This window comes from Paenibacillus faecis (assembly GCF_008084145.1).
In the GTDB taxonomy this organism is placed as follows: domain Bacteria; phylum Bacillota; class Bacilli; order Paenibacillales; family Paenibacillaceae; genus Fontibacillus; species Fontibacillus faecis.
In genome coordinates, this window is record NZ_VSDO01000001.1 from 1,075,040 (window position 1) to 1,096,716 (window position 21,677).

Annotated in this window: 19 protein-coding genes; 2 read left to right on the forward strand and 17 right to left on the reverse strand. The window is 53.5% G+C overall.

The genetic code is table 11. The annotated features are described in order from the left end of the window. The first annotated feature begins 106 nt into the window (after positions 1 to 106). Positions 107 to 1,129, forward strand: a complete 1,023-nt coding sequence (locus tag FRY98_RS04940; RefSeq protein ID WP_148451189.1) for a LacI family DNA-binding transcriptional regulator — start codon at positions 107 to 109, stop codon at positions 1,127 to 1,129. Between the two features lie 108 nt (positions 1,130 to 1,237). On the opposite strand, the gene glnA is transcribed toward FRY98_RS04940, so the two are convergent. Beyond that, entirely contained in the window at positions 1,238 to 2,662 is a 1,425-nt protein-coding gene (glnA, locus tag FRY98_RS04945) for a type I glutamate--ammonia ligase (protein ID WP_148450604.1), read from the reverse strand. A 244-nt stretch (positions 2,663 to 2,906) separates the two neighbouring features. Next, entirely contained in the window at positions 2,907 to 3,950 is a 1,044-nt protein-coding gene (gene aroF, locus FRY98_RS04950; protein WP_148450605.1) for a 3-deoxy-7-phosphoheptulonate synthase, read from the reverse strand. 218 nt (positions 3,951 to 4,168) lie between these two features. On the opposite strand from aroF, the gene FRY98_RS04955 reads away from it, so the two are divergent. After that, positions 4,169 to 4,495: a hypothetical protein gene (locus FRY98_RS04955; RefSeq protein ID WP_148450606.1), complete on the forward strand. Its 327-nt coding sequence runs from the start codon at positions 4,169 to 4,171 to the stop codon at positions 4,493 to 4,495. Between the two features lie 270 nt (positions 4,496 to 4,765). On the opposite strand, the gene FRY98_RS04960 is transcribed toward FRY98_RS04955, so the two are convergent. The 15 genes from FRY98_RS04960 to FRY98_RS05025 form a co-directional block, all read right to left on the reverse strand. Next, complete coding sequence (locus FRY98_RS04960) at positions 4,766 to 5,482, reverse strand: CAP domain-containing protein (RefSeq protein ID WP_148450607.1); 717 nt, start codon at positions 5,480 to 5,482, stop codon at positions 4,766 to 4,768. Between the two features lie 128 nt (positions 5,483 to 5,610). After that, positions 5,611 to 6,567 (reverse strand): 4-hydroxy-3-methylbut-2-enyl diphosphate reductase, encoded by a 957-nt coding sequence (locus FRY98_RS04965; protein ID WP_148450608.1) that lies wholly within the window; start codon positions 6,565 to 6,567, stop codon positions 5,611 to 5,613. 66 nt (positions 6,568 to 6,633) lie between these two features. Continuing rightward, entirely contained in the window at positions 6,634 to 8,094 is a 1,461-nt protein-coding gene (locus FRY98_RS04970; protein ID WP_148450609.1) for a sensor histidine kinase, read from the reverse strand. Between the two features lie 2 nt (positions 8,095 to 8,096). Further along, positions 8,097 to 8,786, reverse strand: coding sequence for a response regulator transcription factor (locus tag FRY98_RS04975; protein ID WP_148450610.1), 690 nt, complete (start codon positions 8,784 to 8,786; stop codon positions 8,097 to 8,099). Positions 8,787 to 8,939: 153 nt separating this feature from the next. Beyond that, on the reverse strand, positions 8,940 to 10,616 hold the full coding sequence (locus FRY98_RS04980; RefSeq protein WP_148450611.1) for a S1C family serine protease: 1,677 nt from the start codon (positions 10,614 to 10,616) through the stop codon (positions 8,940 to 8,942). A gap of 149 nt (positions 10,617 to 10,765) precedes the next feature. Then, on the reverse strand, positions 10,766 to 11,416 hold the full coding sequence (locus FRY98_RS04985) for a response regulator (RefSeq protein WP_148450612.1): 651 nt from the start codon (positions 11,414 to 11,416) through the stop codon (positions 10,766 to 10,768). Next, positions 11,385 to 12,455, reverse strand: a complete 1,071-nt coding sequence (locus FRY98_RS04990) for a sensor histidine kinase (RefSeq protein ID WP_148450613.1) — start codon at positions 12,453 to 12,455, stop codon at positions 11,385 to 11,387. Before FRY98_RS04990 ends, FRY98_RS04985 begins: the two co-directional genes overlap by 32 nt. Before the next feature lie 4 nt (positions 12,456 to 12,459). Further along, entirely contained in the window at positions 12,460 to 13,434 is a 975-nt protein-coding gene (gene liaF, locus FRY98_RS04995; RefSeq protein ID WP_148450614.1) for a cell wall-active antibiotics response protein LiaF, read from the reverse strand. 186 nt (positions 13,435 to 13,620) lie between these two features. After that, entirely contained in the window at positions 13,621 to 13,785 is a 165-nt protein-coding gene (locus FRY98_RS28380) for a hypothetical protein (RefSeq protein ID WP_170287030.1), read from the reverse strand. Between the two features lie 112 nt (positions 13,786 to 13,897). Continuing rightward, positions 13,898 to 14,395 (reverse strand): 3D domain-containing protein, encoded by a 498-nt coding sequence (locus FRY98_RS05000; RefSeq protein WP_412067022.1) that lies wholly within the window; start codon positions 14,393 to 14,395, stop codon positions 13,898 to 13,900. 279 nt (positions 14,396 to 14,674) lie between these two features. After that, positions 14,675 to 16,612, reverse strand: a complete 1,938-nt coding sequence (thrS, locus tag FRY98_RS05005; protein WP_148450615.1) for a threonine--tRNA ligase — start codon at positions 16,610 to 16,612, stop codon at positions 14,675 to 14,677. Positions 16,613 to 16,991: 379 nt separating this feature from the next. Further along, entirely contained in the window at positions 16,992 to 17,918 is a 927-nt protein-coding gene (gene ytxC / locus FRY98_RS05010) for a putative sporulation protein YtxC (RefSeq protein ID WP_148450616.1), read from the reverse strand. Positions 17,919 to 18,024: 106 nt separating this feature from the next. Next, positions 18,025 to 19,161 (reverse strand): cyclic dehypoxanthinyl futalosine synthase, encoded by a 1,137-nt coding sequence (gene mqnC, locus FRY98_RS05015; RefSeq protein WP_148450617.1) that lies wholly within the window; start codon positions 19,159 to 19,161, stop codon positions 18,025 to 18,027. A gap of 154 nt (positions 19,162 to 19,315) precedes the next feature. Continuing rightward, a complete protein-coding gene (locus FRY98_RS05020) occupies positions 19,316 to 20,485 on the reverse strand; it encodes a trans-sulfuration enzyme family protein (protein WP_148450618.1) in 1,170 nt (389 codons plus the stop codon). Next, the gene (locus tag FRY98_RS05025; RefSeq protein WP_148450619.1) at positions 20,482 to 21,669 is read right to left on the reverse strand and encodes a PLP-dependent transferase; all 1,188 of its coding nucleotides are present in this window, start codon (positions 21,667 to 21,669) and stop codon (positions 20,482 to 20,484) included. Before FRY98_RS05025 ends, FRY98_RS05020 begins: the two co-directional genes overlap by 4 nt. Positions 21,670 to 21,677 lie beyond the last annotated feature (8 nt).

The following is a 21,677-nucleotide window of genomic DNA, read 5'->3' on the forward strand; positions in this document are numbered from 1 at the left end:
GTGAAGAATGTAAACTTATTTTACGAAAGTCGTTTCGCAGTTTGAAAACCAGGAAAACGACGATGTTGAGAAATCGTTTTAAACGAAGGGGGCTTTCTTTTTGACGATCAATATTAAAACGATTGCGGAAATGGCGGGCGTCTCCGTATCCACCGTATCCAAAATCATTAATAATTATAGCGATATTTCCGAAGAAACTAAGACGAAAGTCCTCGAAATTATGAAACAAACCGGCTATGTTCCCTCAAATTCCGCGAAAACATTAGCCACCAAGAAATCAAATTTGATCGGGGTCATTTTCGCAGGAAAATTGAACATCGACTTTACGCATCCTTTCTTCGTCGAGGTGTTGAACGCTTTTAAGAAGCAGATGGGTTTCCTGGGCTACGATTTGCTGTTCTTCTCGAATGAGAAGTCCCATGCCATCGATGGCGATTATTTGGCCAGATGCCGCCATTTTCACGTAGACGGCTGCATCATCGTAACCGGCCAGCAGGTCGAGCCGTCCATCAGCGAACTGGATCACAGCGAAATCCCCTGCATCGGCGTCGATATCGAATTAAAGGGCAAAAGTTCCGGTTATATTATGTCCGACAATTATAAAATGTCTTACAAAGTCGTCGAGCATTTTTATCTGCAGGGGTACCGCGAGCTTGGCTATATCGGAAGCACTTCCGAATCGGATATCTCGAATATGCGTGAGAAGGGCTACAAGGACGCGATCGAAAGTTTCGGGCTTCCGATTACGGAGAACTGGTTCGTGAACGGGGAGAACTTTTTCGAGGAGAGCGGCTATGAAGCCGTAAGCCGAATGATCGACTCGGGTGCGAACCTGCCGCGCGCTATATTTGCGGCTTCGGATCTGCTGGCTATCGGTGCGATGAAAGCCTTGAGGGAACGCGGGTTTCAAATTCCCCAAGATATCGCCATCATCGGCTGCGATGATATCGAAGCCTGCAAGTACACAACCCCGGCTCTCTCAACAATCCGTCAGAACAAGGACAAAATCGGCCGTCTGGCCGCGTCCCTGCTGTTCGACCTCATCAACTCCCAGTCGGAAACCAGCAACGTCGTGGTCGAACCCGAACTGGTCATTCGCGAATCTTGCGGGAGCAAGATCACTGTTTAAGCACTATAATAGGACACCCCTGCATCTAAGCGGGAGTGTCCTTCTTTATGCCCAAAAAAACGGCTGGAAAGGAACCGAGGTTCCCGTCCAGCCGTTGCTTTGTTATTTTTACAGATCGTAGTAGAGACCGAATTCGTAAGGATGAACCCGGATTGCCACGGATCTTGCCTCAGCGCGTTTCAATTCAATGAAGTTGTCGATGAAAGCTTTCGTGAACACGCCGCCTTCGGTCAGGAACTCGTAGTCGTTCTCCAGGGCGCTGAGCGCCTCGTCGAGAGACCCCGGAACACTGCGGATTTCCGCTTTTTCCTCATTCGAAAGCTCATAAATGTTCTTGTCGAAAGGACCGTAGCCTTCTTTTCTCGGATCGATTTTACGCTTGATTCCGTCGAGGCCGGCCATCAGCATCGCGGAGAAGGCCAGGTACGGATTCGCGGTCGAGTCCGGCGTACGGAATTCGATCCGGCATCCTTTCGGGGTAACCGCCGCAACCGGAATCCGCACAGCCGCCGAACGGTTTCCTTTGGAGTAAACCAGGTTGACCGGAGCTTCATAACCCGGAACCAGACGTTTGAAGGAGTTCGTGCTTGGGTTCGTGAACGCGATCAAAGCCGGTGCATGGTAGAGAATCCCGCCGATATAGTGCAGCGCCGTTTCGCTCAAGTTGGCGTATGCGCCTTTTTCGTAGAACAATGGAGTATCCCCGTCAAAGATCGATTGGTGCACGTGCATCCCGCTGCCGTTGTCGCCGAACAGCGGTTTCGGCATAAAGGTCGCCGTTTTGCCGAACTGGATCGCCGTGTTGTGCACGATGTATTTATAGACCATCAGGTTGTCGGCGGTTTTCAGCAGCGTGTCGAAACGGAAGTTGATTTCCGCCTGGCCGGCCGTAGCCACTTCGTGATGGTGGCGCTCGACGCGGAGGCCCGCCTCTTCCAGAAGCCGGCACATTTCGCTGCGGATGTCCTGCTGCTTGTCAGCCGGAGCTACCGGCACGTACCCGCCTTTTACCGGAATCTTGTATCCCAGGTTGCCGCCTTCCTCGCTGCGGCCCGTATTCCAGTTCGCTTCTTCCGAGTCTACGGAATAGTAGGTTTTGTTCATTCCGCTCTCATAGCGGACGTCGTCGAAAATGAAGAACTCGGACTCGGGAGCGAAGAAAGCCGCCGTCCCTACACCGCTCTCTTTCAAATATTCTTCCGCACGGACTGCGATGCTGCGCGGATCTCGTTCATATCTTTCACCGTCGGGGGTATAGATGTCGCAAAACACGTTCAATGTCGGATGCGCCGTGAACGGATCCACAAAAACCGCGCCATGGTCCGGCATCATAACCATATCGGACTCTTCGATTCCACGGAATCCCGGAATGGAAGATCCGTCGAAAGCGACGCCGTTAATAAATGTATTCTCGTCTACTTCTTTTGCCGGCAGGGTAATATGATGCGAACGGCCGGACAAGTCAACAAAACGAAAATCGACCCACTCAATTTGCTTTTCCTGAATTGTTTTCATAACCAACTCTGCTGACATAATGACTTCCTCCCCAAATCACGAACATTAAAACACTTAATATTGTTTAATGTTCATCCTTTATGTTTATACTGTCGTCATTATAGAACTGACACGTCTTGTCGTCAATAGCTATGTAAGGTATTTTTATATCTCATGTCAGCTATTATTACACTAAGTACAAATTATACGACAAAAAGTATAAAAGCCCTCCCGTTATCCATACGGGAGAGCTTGATTTTGGGGTGGATAAGCCCTTGCTTTCTTACCGTTGGAGGGCTGCTTTCGGCGTATCAAAACGTTTGCCGACCAGCGGAGCCAGCTTCTCCAAATCCTGCAGCAAGGCTGCAAACTGATCCGGGAACAACGACTGCACCCCGTCTCCCGTCATCGAATTATCGGGATCCGTATGCATTTCGATGATGAGTCCATCCGCCCCCGCAGCCACGGATGCCTTGGTCATGGGCTCCACCAGCTCACGACGCCCGGTGCCGTGGCTCGGATCGGAGATCACCGGCAAATGGCTGAGGCCCTGCAACACGGGGATCGCCGACAGATCGAGCGTGTTCCGCGTGTAGGTTTCAAAGGTGCGGATTCCGCGCTCACACAGCATAACGTTCGGGTTGCCGCCCGCCAAAATGTACTCGGCGGCATTCAAAAATTCATCGTACGTCGCGCTGAAGCCGCGTTTCAGCAGCACCGGCTTGCCGCAAGCGCCGAGCTTGCGCAGCAAATCGAAGTTTTGCATATTCCGGGTACCGACCTGCAAAATATCGGCGTATTCGGCACACACGTCGACGTATTCCGGCGTCATCACCTCCGTGATCGTCAGAAGGCCGTGTTTTTTGCCTGCTTCGGCCATCATGACAAGGCCTTCCACACCGATGCCCTGGAAGCTGTAAGGGCCCGTACGCGGTTTAAACGCTCCTCCGCGCAGCACCTGGCCGCCTGCCGCTTTAACTAGGCCCGCGATTTCATCGATCTGCTCGGGAGACTCCACGGCGCAGGGGCCGCCCATAATAACGAGATCACCGCCGCCGATCTGCACGTCACCGATCCGGATAACCGTATTTTCCGGATGAAAGTCCCGGCTGGCCAATTTGTACGACTTCGATATTTTAACGACATTTTCCACATCTTTCATCTGACGAAGGTGTTCGGCCAATTTCGGTTCAATCGATCCGATGAGTCCGATTACCGTACGGTCCTTGCCGCGGGAGACGTGCGTTTGCAGTCCTTCCTTCTCAATCACGGCGATAATTTCCTGCACCCGCTCCTCGGGTGTTTGATTGGACGTAATTACGATCATGAATGAATCATCCTTTCTTATTCATCAAGCGCGATCACTATCGCGCTTAAACGCTTGTTCGCTTTTAAGCTTTTATCCGTTAAAGCAACTATACCCGATTGCTTCCTGTGCGTCAACCTTTTTCTTTTACCCAGCAGCTTCTGTGGCGCCCTTACCGCAATCATGGCAAAATAAAAGATGAGGCGGGGCAGCTGTATTTCATGAAACGAGGAGGCAATATGGCACTATTACTTCAGGTCTGTTATTACTTTTACCTTCTCCAAATCCTGATGGCGGCCATCATGGCGGTTTTTCCAAGAAATGAGGTAATGCGAAGCAAGACCGGAATCGCTTCCTATACGCCTAACCCCCGGACTTTCGGAGATTATTTTTTTAACGGATGGGTCTTGTTGATTGCGGTCGGAGCTTTGTACATGGAACGCGTCAATGAATGGATTGTAAGGAAGCCGTGGTGGTTACGGATCATCATTCGCTGCGGCGTTCTATTGCTGGGCATAATGGCGGCGTTTGTGATGGCCCTTATTTATGCTTTGTTCCAGGAATGAGCGAAGCGGGCCGCAGCCTAACATAAAGGGAATTATTCCCGGTATTTTGGTGCTTGTTCGACCGCAGAGGGTCTCTAGCCGCATTGGCGTTGCATTAAACCTGATCTGGTGCTGCCTGTTCGCAATCTCTTTTGCCGCCCGTCATAATAGCGGTGTTTTGGGCCGTTATTTCGGCCCGATTCGCTTTCGCGGATAAAATAGCGGCCAAATATAAAAAAACAGAAGGCCCGAAGTGAATTCGGACCTCCTGTTCAATCGCTATCTAAAACCTTATCTCCCTACAAACTCCTGCGCCCAGTACCCGTTATAGTATCCGACGCCGATCAGCGTAAAATTGGGGCTCAAAATGTTGGCGCGATGCCCTTCGCTGTTCATCCAGGCATTCACAACCTCGGTCGGCGTTTTCTGGCCCATGGCGATATTCTCGCCCGCATAACGGTAGCTGATGCCAAACTGCTTCATCATATCAAACGGCGAACCGTAGGTTGGCGACGTATGGCTAAAATAGTTGCCTTGGCTCATATCCTGGGCCTTGGCTAATGCCATCTTGTTCAAAGCGGCATCCCCGGACAGCGGTTTGAGGCCTTGTTTGGCCCGTTCCTGGTTGACCAGGGTGATCACCTGGGTGGCGAACTGGGATTTGTCCACAGCCGTACCGTTTTGAGTCTGCGCCGGCTGCGTCGGCTTCACCGATGGAGTCTGCTCAATCGGCTTCGCTGGCTGAACTGGCTGAACAGGCTTCGCTGGCTGAGCAGGTTGTACCGGATTGGCCGGCTGAGCGGTTTGAGGTTCGGATGAAGGCTGCTTATAAAATTCGTTCCAAGGTATCGTATAGAAGTAAGTCTTCCAGGTCGTTGTATTTTGTGCATTAACGGTATAATTGCCGTAAGATTGAGCCGAAGCTCCGTTAGGCAGAATCAGCGCCGCGGCGAGGACGGCCGTTAATCCTCCGGCCATCCACAGTTTGTTCTTCCGGTTTGATTTCATGATGTCATCTCCTCTGAAGTCATTTGGTTACACTTCTGTAACCTTTCTAAGAGGAGTATAACAGAATTCTTTCCCGGAAGGACCCCGCAAAAGTTGGAAAACCTATTCCACCTGTGTGAGCAAGGGGATTAAGATTTCGTCTTTACGCCTTCCTTTACCGGAGGCAGCAGCTTCTTCATATTGACCGTACGGACGATTTCCCAAGTCGCCGGATTCTCGGGATCATATTGCTCAAGATAAGCGATGACCTCCTTCGTAATCGGCGTCGGCGTGGAAGCGCCGGACGTCACCGCCACCTTTTGGATCCCTTGCAGCCATTCGGTCTTCAACTCGGTAATATCCGCGATCCGGTAAGCCTTCACCCCGGCGATTTCCTCGGAAACTTGAGCCAAACGGTTGGAGTTGTTGCTTCGCGGATCCCCGACGACAATAACCAGATCCGCCTGCCCCGCCTGCTCCGCCACGGCTTCCTGACGTACCTGGGTGGCGAGGCAAATTTCATTATGCACCTCGGCTCCGGGAAATTTCTCCAGCAGCTTTTTCATAATATGCTTGATATCCCATTGGCTCATCGTGGTCTGATTCGTAATGACAATGCGGTCGGCGGACACTTGAAGGTCCGCGATTTCCTCTTCTTTCTCGATCAGATGAACCTTCCCCGGCGCAACGCCTACGGCGCCTTCCGGCTCGGGATGCCCCTTCTTCCCGATATAGATGACCTCGTATCCGTCCGCCACCTTTTCTTCGATCAGCACATGCGTCTTGGTGACGTCCGGGCAGGTCGCGTCCACCGTCGTCAGCCCTTTGTCCCGGGCCAGCTTTCGCACTTCCGGCGACACGCCGTGAGCCGTGAAAATAACGGTCCCTTTCTCCACCTGCCGCAAAATGTCCATCCGGTTCGGGCCATCCAGGGTGATAATCCCTTCGTCCTCAAACGAGTGGGTCACATGACTGTTGTGCACAATCATGCCAAGTATATAAATCGGACGCGGCAGATCGAGGTTCTTGGCCGCCTGCCGGGCCAGCACCATCGCATCGACAACTCCGTAACAATAACCGCGCGGCGATATTTTAATGACTTCCATGATTTGCTCTCCCTGCTTTCTGTTCCCGGTTTTCCTTACTCTAAAGGGAATCCCTATTATTATAGCCTATTCGGGAAGCGCATTAAAGACAGCGGGGAGCCAGATCACAAATGTGGTGCCTTCGCCGCGCTTGGTCATCACCTCAACCGATCCTTGATGCTCGTCGATGATCCATTTGGCGATCGACAGGCCTAGGCCGGTACCCGGCGTTACCCCGCGGGAGGGGTCCGCCCGGTAAAAACGTTCGAAGATCAACGGAACCTCGCCGCGATCCATGCCGATGCCGGTATCGGCAATCCGGATGCCTACCTGGTCGCCCGCCCGAACCGCATCGATCTTCACGCTGCCTTCTGGAGTGTATTTAAAGGCGTTCTCGATAAAAATAAACAGCATTTGCTGCAGATAGTCCTTGCTCCCCCGGACGCAGGCGCCTTCAATCGCGTCCAGATCGCCCTGGAGCCAGGCGGCGTTGCGCGGCAGAAATTGGGCTCGGCGAATCACTTCCTCCACCAGCGGACGCAGCGGCAGCGGTTCCAACTCGAGGGTCTGGCCTGCATCGGCACGGGCCAAGGACAACATGTCGTTGACCAGCCTGCTCATCCGCTGGGACTCATCCGCGATGTCGCAGACCGCCTCCAACGATAATTTTTGCAGCGACTCCTCGTCCAATCCCTGCCGCCCCGTATCCTCGGAGGATGACCACACCTTCTTCAACAGGTCCACATTGCCGCGAATCGTGGTAAGCGGAGTCCGCAGCTCATGGGACGCATCGGAAACAAACCTGCGCTGCGCCGAGTAGGCTTCGCTCAACTCATTATAAAAGCCTTCGGTCCGGGCGAGCATGCTGTTTACCGTCCCGATTAAACGCCCGATTTCATCGTTCGGCCCGTCGTAATCGATCCGGACGCTGAGATCGTTGCCCGTCTGGATCCCGTTGGCGGCCTCGATCACTTTGCTGATCGGAGCTATCGATTTACGGGCCAGAAACAGGCCGAAGGTGCTGGCGACCACAAGCGTGATAAAGGAACCGAATAACAGCACCGTCTTCATTTGAGCCAGCATCCGATTTTCCGCGGTCGTATCGGCGCCAAGCTGAAGCAATCCGATGATCGTATTCTCATAATAGACCGGACGCTCATAAAGAATATAAGATTTGCCGTTTAAAATAATGCTTTGAAAGACATTATTTTTGCCGATGTCCTCCAAGTCGGGGACGGGAAAGGAAATCTCCCGCTCCTGCAGGCCGGGCGAACGGCGCATCACGCCCATGACATAGTTGTTCAATTGCCAGAATATCCGGGCATCCTCCAGCCTGATCACCTGGCTCCGGTTCAACTGGAGATCCCATCCTTGAGAGAGGGTCACGTTCTGGGAACTGAGGATTTGATCCGCCTGGTCGTCGACCTTTTTCCGGACCTCGCTAAAAATGTTGTACTCCACAATATAGTAAATCAAGGTGCTGAACAGGATTAATGTGATGGCCAAAATACCGGTATACCAAGCTGTCAGCCGCCACCGTATCGACATTTCTAGGACTCTCCTCTCAGAATGTAGCCGGCGCCGCGAATGGTCTGAATGATTCTTTTTCCGCCGTGCTCCTCCGTTTTTTGTCTGAGCATGGCTATATATACCTCCAGCACATTGGATTCACCGCTGTAGTCATATCCCCAAATTTTATCCATGATGAGGTCCCGGGTCAGCAGGCGCTTCGGATTCTGCATAAACAGATGCAGTAAATCAAACTCCTTCGCCGTCAGTTCCAATCGTTGCCCGGATCGGAGCACTTCCCGGGAATCCATGTCCATCACGATATCCTCGAATACAAGCCGATGTTCCGGAGTATCGCCCGCCGGTTCTCTGCGTCTGAGCAGCGCACGCACCCGCGCGAGCAGTTCTTCCAAAGCAAAGGGTTTGACCAGGTAATCGTCCGCCCCCGTATCCAGGCCTTTGACGCGGTTTTCGACCTCGTCCTTGGCGGTAAGCATCAGAACGGGGACACCGCTACCCCCTTCGCGCAGCCGCCGGCAAACCTCGAACCCGTCGATTTGCGGCATCATGACATCCAGGATAATCAAATCGGGGTCGGCCGACATCACCATCGACAACCCTTCCGCTCCGTTCCTCGCCGTATGGACGTCATAGCCTTCAAAAGCGAGGCCCCGCCGCAGCATGGACGTAATTTTTTCATCGTCATCTATGACCAGAATCGAGGATCTCAACCGTCATCTCTCCTTCGACAAAACTGTTTTACCTATTATTTTAGCAAAAAGATCCGGGATTCGCGCATCCCGTGAGCTCTTCGATCAGGCTTAATAAAAGACGGCCGGGACACGCCCTGCCGTCTTGAACTTGTTTATAGCCTTTCCTTTTGCTTACCCGATATCGGCAAATTCATTTTTATCGCCGATCTTGATCTTCAGATCCATCTTCTTGCCGTTACGAACCACATGGAACGTGACTTCATTGCCGACCTTCTGCTTTTGAATGTACTCGATCAGGCCTTCTTTGGTGGCAAAGTTATTGCCGTCCGCCCCGGTGATAATGTCGTAGGGACGAAGATCCGCGTTATAAGCCGGGGACTTAAACACGATGTCGGAAACGATCGAGCCTTCCTTCACATCGGTCCCCATTTGTTTGGCCACCTCATCGGTCATCGTCATCAATGTCGCACCGATAAACGGCACCGGTTTTTGCGGGATCTTCTCATTGTTCTTCAGCTTGTCGAGCACTTCCGTAATCGTGCTGGTCGGGATGGCGAACCCGATCCCTTGGGCATCCGAACTGACCGCCACGTTAATGCCGATCACTTCGCCGTTCAAGTTCAGGAGCGGGCCGCCGGAGTTCCCCGGATTAATTGAAGCGTCGGTTTGCAGCAAATGCTCGTATTCCCGGTCCTTCTCCCCATTCTCCCCAGGAATGGTGATCGGTCCGCGTTCCTTCGCGCTGAGCACCCCTACCGTTACGGTGTGGTCAAAACCTTTAGGATTTCCGATCGCGACCAGCCATTCGCCGACTTGCGTGTTGCCGGAGTTGCCCAGCGGAATCGAAGGGAAGTTGCTTCCTTCAATTTTCAGGACGGCAAGGTCCAGCTCATAGCTCGTTCCGAGTACTTTCGCCTCATAGGGCTTCTCCGTACCCTGAACTGTGACCCGTACCACATCGGCGTTATGCACGACATGCTCGTTGGTTAGAATATATCCCGTTTTGTCGAAAATAAAACCGGAACCGATCCCCGTAGGGACGAGTTGATCCGAACCGGACGAGGAGCCTCCGTTGCCGGAACCTTCGGACCCGCCGTAAAAATCGTCACCAAAGAAGTAACGGTAGAACGGGTCGTTGCTGTTTGGATTACTACGCGCTCCTTGCTTGCTGGACTTGACGAGCGTTTCGATTTTGACAACCGCCGGTCCCGCCTGATTGACCACATTCGTGACCTCTCCCTGATCGGTGATCGGGTAGAGCGCCTGCGTCGCCTTCGAAGAAGCGGAACTTCCATTTGCCGCCCCCTGTGCGGAATTACCGCCTGAGGAATTAACCGGTGCGGATGCCGTCGTCGTCGGCGCGCCCGGGGTGAACAGGTTCTGGCGATCCGCAAATACCATAGCCCCCGTTATGATCAGCATCCCGGCCAAAGCGCCGGCGATCACCGACTTGAAGGACGAGCGCTTGGGCGGCTTGTTAAACTGCCAGTTCCCCGTGCTTTTAGCCGCGGGAGCGGCCGATTGTCCCTCCGCGTTCGACCCGCCGCCCAGCGGACTGCCGGTAACTTGGCTGAGTTCGTAAATGGGTGGAGCCGGCTTGATCGGCTCGGACCGCATGATCTCCACTTCCTCCGGCTGGCGGCGATACTCGCCCGCGTCCCTGCCGTTCTCCCCGTTTTTCCCATAAGATTGAAAGGGGCCGTACGAATAATAATAGGTTGAACCCGCATTTTCCGGCTGTCCGCCGGATGGATTCGAGTTGTCGTCTGTATGATGATCTTTGTGGCTTGAACCGCTAGCGCCGTCCCCTCCGAAAGGTTGACCTTGTTTGAATTTTTCCTCATCCATGATGTTAAACCCTCCTTCCCCCGGTATTCAGGGGGTTCTCTTGTTTTCTTGTCTTTATTTTGTACTATAAACCTTAAGGGTACATTAAAAACAATTAAAAAGGAGATAAAAGCGATAGAGTAAGCGACCATGAAGGAAATCCGGGGAAGTTATTGGTTTACCCAACCCTGCCTGTGGGCATATATCGCAAGCTGTGTCCGGTCCTCAAGCTCGCATTTCATCAACAGATTGCTGACATGCGTTTTCACGGTTTTGATGCTGATATGAAGCTCCTCGGCGATGTCCTTATTCGTCTTGCCTTCCGCAATCAGCAGGAGCACTTCCTTCTCCCGCTCGGTCAAGCCGGAGTCGTCTCCTTGCACCGAACGCTGACGGAGTCCCCGCGTCAAAGCTTGGGCAACATCCCCGGTCATCACCGGCATTCCCCGATAAGCTCCTTGCAGGGCATAGATCAGCTCCTCCGCGGAGACGGTTTTCAGCACGTAACTGACGGCTCCGGCCTCCACGGCTTGAACCACAAGCTCGTCTTCGAGAAAACTGGTCAAAATGACGATTTTCAGCCCGGGAAACCGGCTCAGCACTTCTTTTGTCGCTTCGGCTCCGTTCATCACCGGCATCATCAAATCCATCAAAATAATATCGGGTCGCTGCTCCTCCCGCTGCAGCACGTCCAGCGCCTCCTGCCCGTTACCGGCCTCGGCGATCACCTCAAAACCCGGATCCAGCATCAAATAAGTTTTCAGCCCCATTCTGACCATGTCATGGTCGTCAACGATCATCACTTTGATCTTTCCGTTCATTCCCGCTCTCCCCTTTGGCATCCTCAAACTTTGGTATATGTACCCGTATCGTCGTCCCCGCTCCCGGCTTGCTGATGATTTCGACTTGTCCGCCCAGTTTTTCGGCCCGCTCCCTCATCGTCGTCAGTCCGTAGGAACCTTGTTTTTGGGAGGTCCCGCTAAAGCCCTGGCCATCATCGCTGATGCTGAGCACAACCTGCCTCGGCCCTTCCCTGAGGGACAGGCTGACGAGCTGGGCTCCGGCATGCTTGACGATATTCGCCATCGCCTCCTGGATAATCAGAAACAACTGATGCTCCTTCGCCTCGGACATATCGCCCTGCAAATCCATATCCTTGATTCCCTTCAAGCCGTTCTGGCGGCAGTAGTCCGGGAACCACGCGTCCAGCGCCTCCGAAAGGGTCTTTCCGACAAGCTCCATCGGACGCAGTTGCGCGATCAACGCGCGCATTTGCTTCTGGGCCGTATTGGACATTTGAATCAGTTGATCCATTACGGCTTGAGCCTGCTGCTCGTTATTTTCCAACACCTTGGGAAGCGAAGAGGCGGCCATGTGAATGGCAAAAAGCTGCTGGCTCACCGTATCGTGCAAATCGCGGGCCAGCCGCCGCCGCTCCTCCAGCACAGCCATCTCTGCGGCCTGCTCCTTCTCCATGACTTCCTTCTCGCCGAGCTGCTGCAGCAACTGGAGCTTTTTCTCCATCGCATTCATCATATTGTTGAATTCCTGATAGGCGCCGGCAAACGTCTGGTCCACCGTTTCCGGCATGCGGACGGACAAATTGCCCTTGGCCACTTGGAGCATATTTAAGTGCAGCAGGTCGATCCGGCCTTGGATACGCCTTCCGGCGATGTACCCGATAATGAGCGTCAAAACGACGACACCCACCATGTCGTAAAGCCATAGCCGGGGTTCGAGAACCACAATGACCCCGGTTACAGTGCCGACATAGCGGACGATCGCCGCCAGGCTGCCCGTCATCAGAAAAAAGAGCAGCAGTTCCCATTTCGTATTTTTCAAAATCCGCTGTACGATCATCGCGTTACCCCACCATGTTCACTTTCACGTCACCGATGAATACGCTGACCACGAGCTTGACGCGCTTGCTGGTTTCGCTATAGTGCGGCGATCGTACCTGCACGTTGGTCATAAAGCCCCCGCGCTTCTCGTTCAGCACTTTCAAATCGCCGATAAATGCGCTGGATTCCGCGGAAATACCGATATCCATGTCCTCGGGTACGAACACTTTAACGTCCCCGATAAAAGCGGATACGTTAATCTTTGTTTCTCCGTAGGGAATTTGCGCCTTCGTCAAATCGATAATCGTGTCGCCGATAAAATGGGAGATATTCGTCGGATGCAGCTCGAAATAATCCTGACCCAGATGAACGTCGCCGATGAAGCCCGACTTGTTGATCTTTTCCCGTTTGCCGGAAGCGTCTCCCGTTCCCATGCCGTAGGAGTTGTAATGATAGTCGTAATCATGCTTGTTGCCATGCTTTGACTTCGGTTTTGTTTTCGATTTCGTCTCTTTCGGCTGGTCCTTCTCTTCCATATCGCCAAAGATCGAATCGAGCGGGGATTCCATTTCCGGAATATAGTCGTCATGAAGCGGCGGTACGGGCGGTCTGGGCGGCGCGGGCGGGGGAAAATCCGGGTTCCGGTCCTTCGCTTCGCTCCTTGGCTTAAACAAAACCGCAATCCCCCCGATAATCAGGGCGACCGGGAAAAAGAACTTGAAGAAATCGCCCGGCGACAAATAGATCAGCCCCATATTACGTGCCAGGAAATAACCGCCGATCGCGATCAGAATTCCGCTCCCGATCAGGCTGGAGCCCCTCCACCCTCCGTTCGACAGCTGGGCGATCCCGCCCAGAATCAAAAATACCGGCCAATAGGTCGCAAACAAATAGCCCAGACTCAGATCTGTAATTCCCAACTGATTCAATAAAAACAAGGCTCCGATTCCGATCAAGACCAATCCACCGATCAGCCTTCCGCCTAATCCGCTTCGCATGTGCAGTTCCCTCCAATTGTTCTTCGCTCAATGTTTAAATTCAGTTTACCTTAAACAAAGGGCGGACAACAGCGCCGCGGGTTGGAAATGCGGCTCGGTCCCGGGACCGAGGCGGTTCCATTTTTAACCAACCCTCGGCGGACATAAAAGAGGCTGCTCCCAAACCTTGGGAACAGCCTCGCTTGTTTATTGTTGATTTTGTTGTCCGGCAGTCGGGTTAGTTACGGCGTTACGGGAAGCTTTTGCTTTTTGGGCAACCGTAGCCATCGATTCTTCAGCGAACTCTTCATTATACTTCTCGTTTGGCGTTTTATAACCAGGAGAAGCCGCTTTGTTTTTTTGATTTGGCATGAGATTCACCTCCCTTTGCATAACACGTACTTACGTACGTTATCCGGCAGCGAGTTGCGACTCTTGCCGCCTTTCGTATTATGCTTCCGGGCAGGCGCAAATATGCGGTGAATCAAATCGCCTGATCCCATACATTTTCAGGAATTTCTTTGCTGACTTCCATCGCTTTGCCCAGCTTGTTTAACATCGCTTCCGTCAGCTTGCCGTCACCTTTCCGGATGACCTGGACCTCCACTTCCTTCTTGCCCCATTCCTTGAACACCTGCTTGGTCGTCGCAAAATAAAGGTCGATCTTGTTGCCTTTGATCGCGGACCCCTTATCAGCCACAACTCCGTAACCGTAGCCCGGAATATAGAGAATGGTGCCCAGCGGAAAAATTTTCAGATCCGCGGCGATCGTCGAGACGGTATCCTTGTCCCTGCGCACTTTGACGCCGGAATACGTTATTCCGTATTGCGGATGGTTCGGATGCTTCCCGGTGGACTCATAACCGGCCGTATACCCGGTTGCCACAACTTTTACCGTTTTTACGGTCTTTTTGGCCGCTTTGGGTTCCTCACTCCGCTTCGACCGCTGCTGAACCAGCAGGTTCTCCGGTGTACCGCGCATTTCGGAATGCTCCAGCCGCTGGAAATGCCGCTGGTATTGCCGGAATAAATAACGCTCATACTGCATCTTGGCGGCCTGAGCTGATTTGGCGTAAATTTTGCTTTCCATGGTTAATCCTTGGATCGTGAGAACCGAAACTATAAATATTATGACGGTTCTCCGCCACAAAATAAATCGGCGCATATGAAAACCTCCCCCTTATTCGGAAGGGTTTCCACATGCGCCTTCGTTTATACATTTACGTTCGTTATCTTGTTGAAAACGATAGCCTTAAACGTTTCAAATCTTGTGATTGCGGATTTCGTCTTGGAGTAGAACGAGCACCTCGTCTACCGATTTTGCGCCTAGATCGCCTTCTCCGCGCTTGCGGACGGATACGCTGCCGCTGCTTTTCTCGTTCTCGCCGACAACGAACATATAAGGAATTTTTTCAAGCTGGGCTTCGCGGATTTTATAGCCGAGCTTTTCATTGCGCAAATCGCTCTCCGCACGAATGCCACCGGCCCGGAGCTTGTCTTCCACCTCACGGGCGTACTCTTCAAAAGCGCCCGAAACCGGAATGACTTTGGCTTGAACCGGAGACAGCCACAGCGGCAAGTTCCCGGCGAAGTTCTCCAGCAGGAACGCGGAGAACCGCTCCATCGTCCCCAGAATCCCGCGGTGCAGCACGACCGGACGGTGCTTCTGACCGTCGTCCCCGACGTATTCAAGCTCGAAGCGTTCCGGCAGCAGGAAGTCGATTTGCACGGTGGAAAGGGTCTCTTCTTTCCCCAGCGCCGTCTTGACCTGCACGTCCAGCTTAGGCCCATAGAATGCGGCTTCTCCTTCCGCCTCGAAGAACGGCAGGCCCGCTTCCTCTACGACTTCACGCAGCATTCCTTGGGCCGTATTCCACATCTCGTCGTTCGGGAAGTACTTCTCGGTATCCTGCGGATCCCGGTAGGACAAGCGGAAACGGTATTCCTCGATGCCGAAATCGCGGTACACCTGGCTGATCAGATCCAGTACCCGTTTAAACTCACCCTTGATTTGATCCAAACGGCAGAAAATATGGGCGTCGTTCAGCGTCATGGAACGAACGCGGTGCAGGCCGGTCAATGCGCCCGACATTTCGTAGCGGTGCTGCATGCCGAGCTCGGCGATGCGGATCGGCAGATCGCGGTAGCTGCGCAGGTCGCTTTTGTACACCATCATGTGGTGAGGACAGTTCATCGGCCGAAGGACGAATTCTTCAACGTCGATGGCCATGACCGGGAACATATCCTCCTGATAGTGCTCCCAGTGGCCGGACGTTTTGTACAGATCCACGTTCCCCAGCACCGGCGTGTACACATGCTGATATCCCAGACGTTCCTCGATATCGACGATGTAACGCTCCAGCGTACGGCGCAGCGTCGCCCCTTTCGGCAGCCAGATCGGCAGGCCTTGTCCCACTAAATTGTTGAAAGTGAAGATGTTCAGCTCTTTCCCCAGTTTCCGGTGATCGCGCTTCTTCGCTTCCTCCAGCATGTGCAGGTGGTGGTCCAGTTCGGCTTTTTTGACAAAGGCCGTACCGTAAATCCGCTGCAGCATTTTGTTGTTGCTGTTTCCGCGCCAGTACGCGCCGGCTACGCTCAACAGCTTGAACACTTTGATCTTGCCGGTCGAAGGCACGTGAGGTCCGCGGCAAAGATCGAAAAACTCGCCTTGGTCATAAATCGAAATAACGCTGTCCTCCGGCAAATCCCGGATTAGCTCCAGTTTGTAAGGATCGCCCAGCTCGGTAAAAATCGCCACGGCTTCTTCACGGCTGACCTCGCGGCGGGTAATCGGCAGATTCTCCCCGATAATCCGCTCCATTTCCTTCTCGATCTTTTGCAGGTCCTCGGGATTCAACGGGTGTTCCAAATCCATGTCGTAATAGAAGCCGTCTTCGATCACCGGGCCGATGCCGAGTTTGACTTCCTTGCCGCCAAACAGCCGTTTGACCGCCTGCGCCATCAAGTGGGCCGTACTGTGACGCATAATTTCCAGGCCGTCTGTGGAATCGAGCGTAATGATTTCCACCTTATCCCCATTCGACAGTTTGGTGTTCAGGTCAACCGCCTTGTCGTTGATTTTGCCGGCCACCGCGTTTTTGCGCAGGCCGCTGCTGATCGAAGCCGCGACATCCTCCAGTGTGCTTCCTTCCGCATATTCCCGGACGGAACCGTCCGGCAGCGATACTTGAATTGCCATATTTATATCCTCCTTAAGCATAATATTTCTATTAGGGCAACAAAAAAAGCCCGTCCCTGAAAAGGGACGAGCATTTATTTACCCGTGGTTCCACCCTTATTCGGTCGTTCCGTATTGTCGGAATGGCCCTTAATAAGCATTTGGTAACGGAAATGACCCGGTGATTTCTAATGCTGCCGGATGCGGCAGGTTCAAAACCACAGCTTCAAAGGGGTAAACCAAAACCGGTGCACAAGGGAATTTCAGCCGGGTTCCCTCTCTCTGGAAATGTCCTGTCATTTCGGTTCATGTCTTTGTCGACGCTTTTTTGCAAATGAATCTTCATAATGAAATGTCAAATCGAATTACCTGTAAATTATAAGCCTTCCTTCGGGAGACGTCAAGAACCCGAAGTTTCCTGGTTCTTCGGCCTGGATTCCTTGCTGAGCGAAATGCAATGCGCGCATTGCAGACACAATTGTACCCGCTCTCCGAAAATCCGGGTAATCGTGGCGATGATCTGGGCTTCCGGACGGGATGTATGAATGTGTATTCGCTGTGGCGACAACGAAATTAAAGCGCTGACGACCATATCCTCCATCTCCATCTCCTGATCCGCCATTTGAGCAATGACGCCGCCGACAGAAGGCGGTGTTATTTTGGCAAACTGTTCATTATATATCCCGAATTCTTGATCATCCTTGTGAATGAGATGAACGAGCTGGGTCAACGGCTCCTGAAAATGAACGAAATACTGCAGCAGGTGGATAAATTCCTCATACTGCTGATCCAGAAGATATTCTTCCATCGCCAGGTCCACCATTTCCCGCAGCTTGTCCTTATAAGCTTTTAAGCGAAACTCGATGAATCCGTCGATGTCCAAATAGCGCGCTTCCTCCAAGTAGGAGGCGAGCGCCGTCCGAATCTCGTTCATCCTGTACCGTTGAGCCGCCCGATCCCCCTCTTCTTCACCGGACAGCATTTTGGCGCAAAATCCCGCCACCGCCTCTTCCTCCTCGCGGGAGGAGAATCGATACCGTTTGGAGGCCTCCTCACCAGCCAGTTCAACTTCCTTGACCTCCACAATAAAACGGGAAATGCCTCGGGCGAGATCCTCTATAACTTGACGCCGTACTTCATCCGTATTGGTTCCTTCTTTTCCGGTTGCCGACAATACAACGAGCAGACCGGATCCATCGGGAGCATAATGCGTCTTTATCCGGGCAGCCCCTTTATGTACCGCACTCTCCTCATCGCAAATATAATCCAAGAATCGTCGTTCCGTTGGTAAACCGCGGGTGGCCATGTGTAGCGAAAAAAAATCCATAAGTCCTCCCCCTTTCGTATCCTTCCCAAAGTATATGGCGGGAAGGATACGGATATACGAGGCGGACTTATGGAAAGATAGCCAGAACTGCCAAAAGAAACAGTCTTTAATTCTGCATGATAAAGTCGCGTTCGATGCTGGAATTTTGATCGAATACGCGCAAAATTTCGTACTTCGTATTCCGTTGGGCCGGTGTCTTGCCGGCAGAGCGGATAATCGACAGAATCGATTCGATGTTCACCTTATGAGTCGCCCCTGCCGAGGAAACGACATTTTCCTCGATCATCGTGCTGCCGAAATCGTTGCAGCCGTACTGTAGCGACAGCTTACCGACCTCGGGTCCCATCGTGACCCAGGAAGACTGCAGGTTCTTGATGTTATCCAGCACGATGCGGCTGATCGCCACCGTTTTCAAATAGGATTCCGGCGTTTGGCGCTCCGCCTTGAGATTCGTGTTGTCCGGCTGGAACGTCCAAGGGATGAAGGCCAGAAACCCTTCCGAAGGATAGCCGTTTTGGAGGCACTCATCCTGTGCTTCCCGGACGCGCAGCAAGTGGAGGGCGCGCTCTTCCATCGACTCGCCGAAACCGATGACCATCGTCGCCGTTGTGTTCATCCCGATTTTGTGAGCCGTCTGCATCACGTCCATCCAATCCCGCCAGGAGCCTTTCAGCCGGCTGATTTTGCGGCGGGTGCGGTCGTCCAGTATCTCCGCTCCGCCTCCCGGCAGCGAATCCAGGCCGGCGGCATGGATTTCCCGCAGCACTTCTTCCAGCGAGAGCCCCTCCGAGACTTCCTTCATTTTCATGATTTCCGCCGGAGAGAAGGAGTGCATCGTAATGTCCGGGAACCGTTCCTTGATCGCTCGCAGCAGGTTCGTGTAATAACTGAACGGCAGATTCGGGTTCGTTCCGCCCTGCATCAAAATTTCCGTGCCGCCGACATCGATCGTTTCCTGGATTTTCTGGAAAATGACCTCATCCGGCAAGACATATCCTTCCTCCGAACCCGGGCGGCGATAAAACGCACAAAACCGGCAGTATACATCACAGACATTCGTATAGTTTACGTTCCGTCCGATGACAAAGGTCGTAATGGGATCGGGGTGCTTACGCTCCATCAGAACATTTGCCGCATGGCCGATTTTCTCGACTTCCTCCGACTCGAATAATGCGATCGTATCTTCAAGATCCAGACGCTCGCCACGTAACGCCTTGTCTAATATAGGGTTGATTGCAGTCATTTCGCTGCCTCCTTGCGTCTCCTGAATATATAAGTCAATAAAATGTCAAAACATTCAATATTCAAATCGTAACATATTCATCCGCATAAAAACAGCACCCGATCCATTTCGGGTGCTGTTCGTGCTCGGTATTTAAATACGGCGGCCTTGCCGTTTAAGCCTCCAAAGCCTGTTCCAAATCGGCGAGCAAATCGCCGATATCCTCCAGGCCTACGGAGAAGCGCAGCAGACCGTCGGTAATCCCGCGTTCGAGCCGGACTTCCGGCGGCATGGACGCATGCGACATCATCGCCGGGTAGGATAGGATGCTTTCAACGGCACCGAGGCTGACCGCGACGAGGGGGAGCTTCACTCGGCTGAGCACCCGTTTGGCCCGGTCGCCGGAACCGACATCGAACGAAACGACGGCGCCGTAACCTTTGGACTGCTTTTCCTGGACTTCACGGCCGGGATGCTCCGCGAGACCCGGATAATAAACGGCCGCGATGTCCTGGCGGCGGGCAAGCCAGTCCGCCAGCTTGCGGGCGCTGATTTCGCTGTGCGCCATTCTAGCCCCCAGCGTCTTCATCCCCCGCATAAGCAGCCAGGATTCCTGGGCTCCGAGTACGGTGCCGAGGCCGTTCTGTACGTATTTCAAACGATCGGCCAACGCGTCGTCCCGGGCCACCGCAAGCCCGGCCAGCACGTCGCTGTGCCCGCCGAGAAATTTGGTCGCGCTGTGCAGCACGATGTCGACCCCCTGCTCGATCGGGCGTTGATAATACGGCGTCATAAACGTATTGTCCACGATGCTGATCAGATCGTGCTCCCGCGCCCATTCGGCGACCGCCCCGATATCGGTAATTTTCAGCGTCGGATTGGACGGCGTTTCCATATATACGGCCTTCGTATTGGGCTGGAGTGCGGCCTTGACCGCTTCCAGGTCCGTCATATCGACGAAGGTCGTCTCGATGTTCATCCGGCTTAATATCTGCGTAAGCAGCCGGTATGTACCCCCGTAAACATCCTCCGTCACGATGAGGTGATCGCCGGCCGAAAACAGCATGAAGGTCGATGAAATGGCGGCCATGCCGCTGGCGAAGGCGAAGCCGCGCACCCCGCCTTCCAGGACCGCGATATAATCTTCCAACGCCTGGCGGGTCGGATTGCCCGACCGGCTGTAATCATGCGTCGGAGGATTAAAAATATCGTGGTGATGGAAAGTCGAAGCTTGGTAAATTGGGACACTGGAGGCTCCGGTTGCCGGATCCACCTCGCTGCCAAAATGGATCAGCCGGGTGTCCAGTTTCGGAGATTGCCGTTCTTCCCGGTTCCGGTCGTTCATTTCGCGCCCCCCTCTTCCACTTCGCGGCGGGCCGCTTCCAAGGCTCTGCCCAGATCTTCGATTAAGTCGGCGGGGTGCTCGATCCCGACCGAGAAGCGGAGCAGCCGGTCATCCACCCCGACGGCATCGCGGATTTCGGCCGGAATATCCGCATGCGTCTGAACGGCCGGATAGGTCATGAGCGATTCCACGCCGCCCAAACTCTCGGCGAAAGCGATCAGTTCAAGGTTCCGCAGCACCGGTTCCACATAACGGGCATCCGTAACCTTAAAGGAAAAGATGCCCGTATTACCGCTGGACTGCCGTTTCTGGATGTCATGGCCCGGATGATCGGGCAAACCGGGATGAAATACCTCGGCGATTTGCGGATGCTTCAGCAAAAACTCGGCCATCGCCAGCGCGTTGCTTTCATGCCGCTCCATCCGCAGTGCCAATGTCTTCATGCCGCGCATAAGCTGGTAGGAGTCGGAGGGGCTCAGCACCGCCCCGATCGAATTATGCAAAAAGGCGACTTCCTGGGAGAGTTCCTCCCCTTTAGTCACGATCAGTCCGGCCAGCACGTCGTTATGGCCGCCCAAGTATTTCGTCGCACTGTGTACGACGATATCGGCACCCAGTTCCAGCGGACGTTGAAAATAAGGGGTCAGCAGTGTATTGTCCACCACCGTAAGCAGCCCATGGCGCTTGGCCCACAGCCCTACGGCTTCAAGATCGGTCACCATCATCAGCGGGTTGGTCGGCGTCTCGATGAAGACGGCTTTGGTGTTCGGTTTCCGCACGCTTTCCAAGGCGTCCAGATCGTTCGTATCGACATAGGAGGATGTGATTCCGAACCGGGAAAGAATCCGTTCAAGCAGCCGGTAAGTTCCGCCGTATAAGTCCAAGGAGACGATCAGATGATCCCCTTGCGAGAACAGGCTGAAAACCGTCTGAAGCGCCGCCATGCCCGAACTGCAGGCGAAACCCGCATCTCCGCTTTCCAGGGCGGCCGCGGCCTCTTCCAACACGGTCCGCGTCGGACTTTTCGTCCGCGAATAGTCAAACCCGGTACTCTGCCCGAGCCGGGGATGGCGGAAAGCGGTCGCCTGATAGATGGGATAAGTAACCGCTCCGGTGACCGGTTCCTCGATCGATCCGATTTGAGCCAGCCTGCTGTCCAAATGCCATTTTTTATTTTTTGCCACTGCGTACC

Coding starts and splice junctions, on each gene's coding strand:
- ytxC (WP_148450616.1), bottom strand. CDS start 17,918: ATGGATTTTTTTTCGCTACACATGGCCACCCGCGGTTTACCAACGGAA.
- FRY98_RS04960 (WP_148450607.1), bottom strand. CDS start 5,482: ATGAAATCAAACCGGAAGAACAAACTGTGGATGGCCGGAGGATTAACG.
- mqnC (WP_148450617.1), bottom strand. CDS start 19,161: ATGACTGCAATCAACCCTATATTAGACAAGGCGTTACGTGGCGAGCGT.
- FRY98_RS05020 (WP_148450618.1), bottom strand. CDS start 20,485: ATGAACGACCGGAACCGGGAAGAACGGCAATCTCCGAAACTGGACACC.
- FRY98_RS04980 (WP_148450611.1), bottom strand. CDS start 10,616: ATGGATGAGGAAAAATTCAAACAAGGTCAACCTTTCGGAGGGGACGGC.
- FRY98_RS04970 (WP_148450609.1), bottom strand. CDS start 8,094: ATGTCGATACGGTGGCGGCTGACAGCTTGGTATACCGGTATTTTGGCC.
- FRY98_RS04985 (WP_148450612.1), bottom strand. CDS start 11,416: ATGAACGGAAAGATCAAAGTGATGATCGTTGACGACCATGACATGGTC.
- glnA (WP_148450604.1), bottom strand. CDS start 2,662: ATGTCAGCAGAGTTGGTTATGAAAACAATTCAGGAAAAGCAAATTGAG.
- FRY98_RS04965 (WP_148450608.1), bottom strand. CDS start 6,567: ATGGAAGTCATTAAAATATCGCCGCGCGGTTATTGTTACGGAGTTGTC.
- FRY98_RS05000 (WP_412067022.1), bottom strand. CDS start 14,395: ATGCGCGGTACACCGGAGAACCTGCTGGTTCAGCAGCGGTCGAAGCGG.
- aroF (WP_148450605.1), bottom strand. CDS start 3,950: ATGATCGTAATTACGTCCAATCAAACACCCGAGGAGCGGGTGCAGGAA.
- FRY98_RS04990 (WP_148450613.1), bottom strand. CDS start 12,455: ATGATCGTACAGCGGATTTTGAAAAATACGAAATGGGAACTGCTGCTC.
- FRY98_RS28380 (WP_170287030.1), bottom strand. CDS start 13,785: ATGCCAAATCAAAAAAACAAAGCGGCTTCTCCTGGTTATAAAACGCCA.
- liaF (WP_148450614.1), bottom strand. CDS start 13,434: ATGCGAAGCGGATTAGGCGGAAGGCTGATCGGTGGATTGGTCTTGATC.
- FRY98_RS04955 (WP_148450606.1), top strand. CDS start 4,169: ATGGCACTATTACTTCAGGTCTGTTATTACTTTTACCTTCTCCAAATC.
- thrS (WP_148450615.1), bottom strand. CDS start 16,612: ATGGCAATTCAAGTATCGCTGCCGGACGGTTCCGTCCGGGAATATGCG.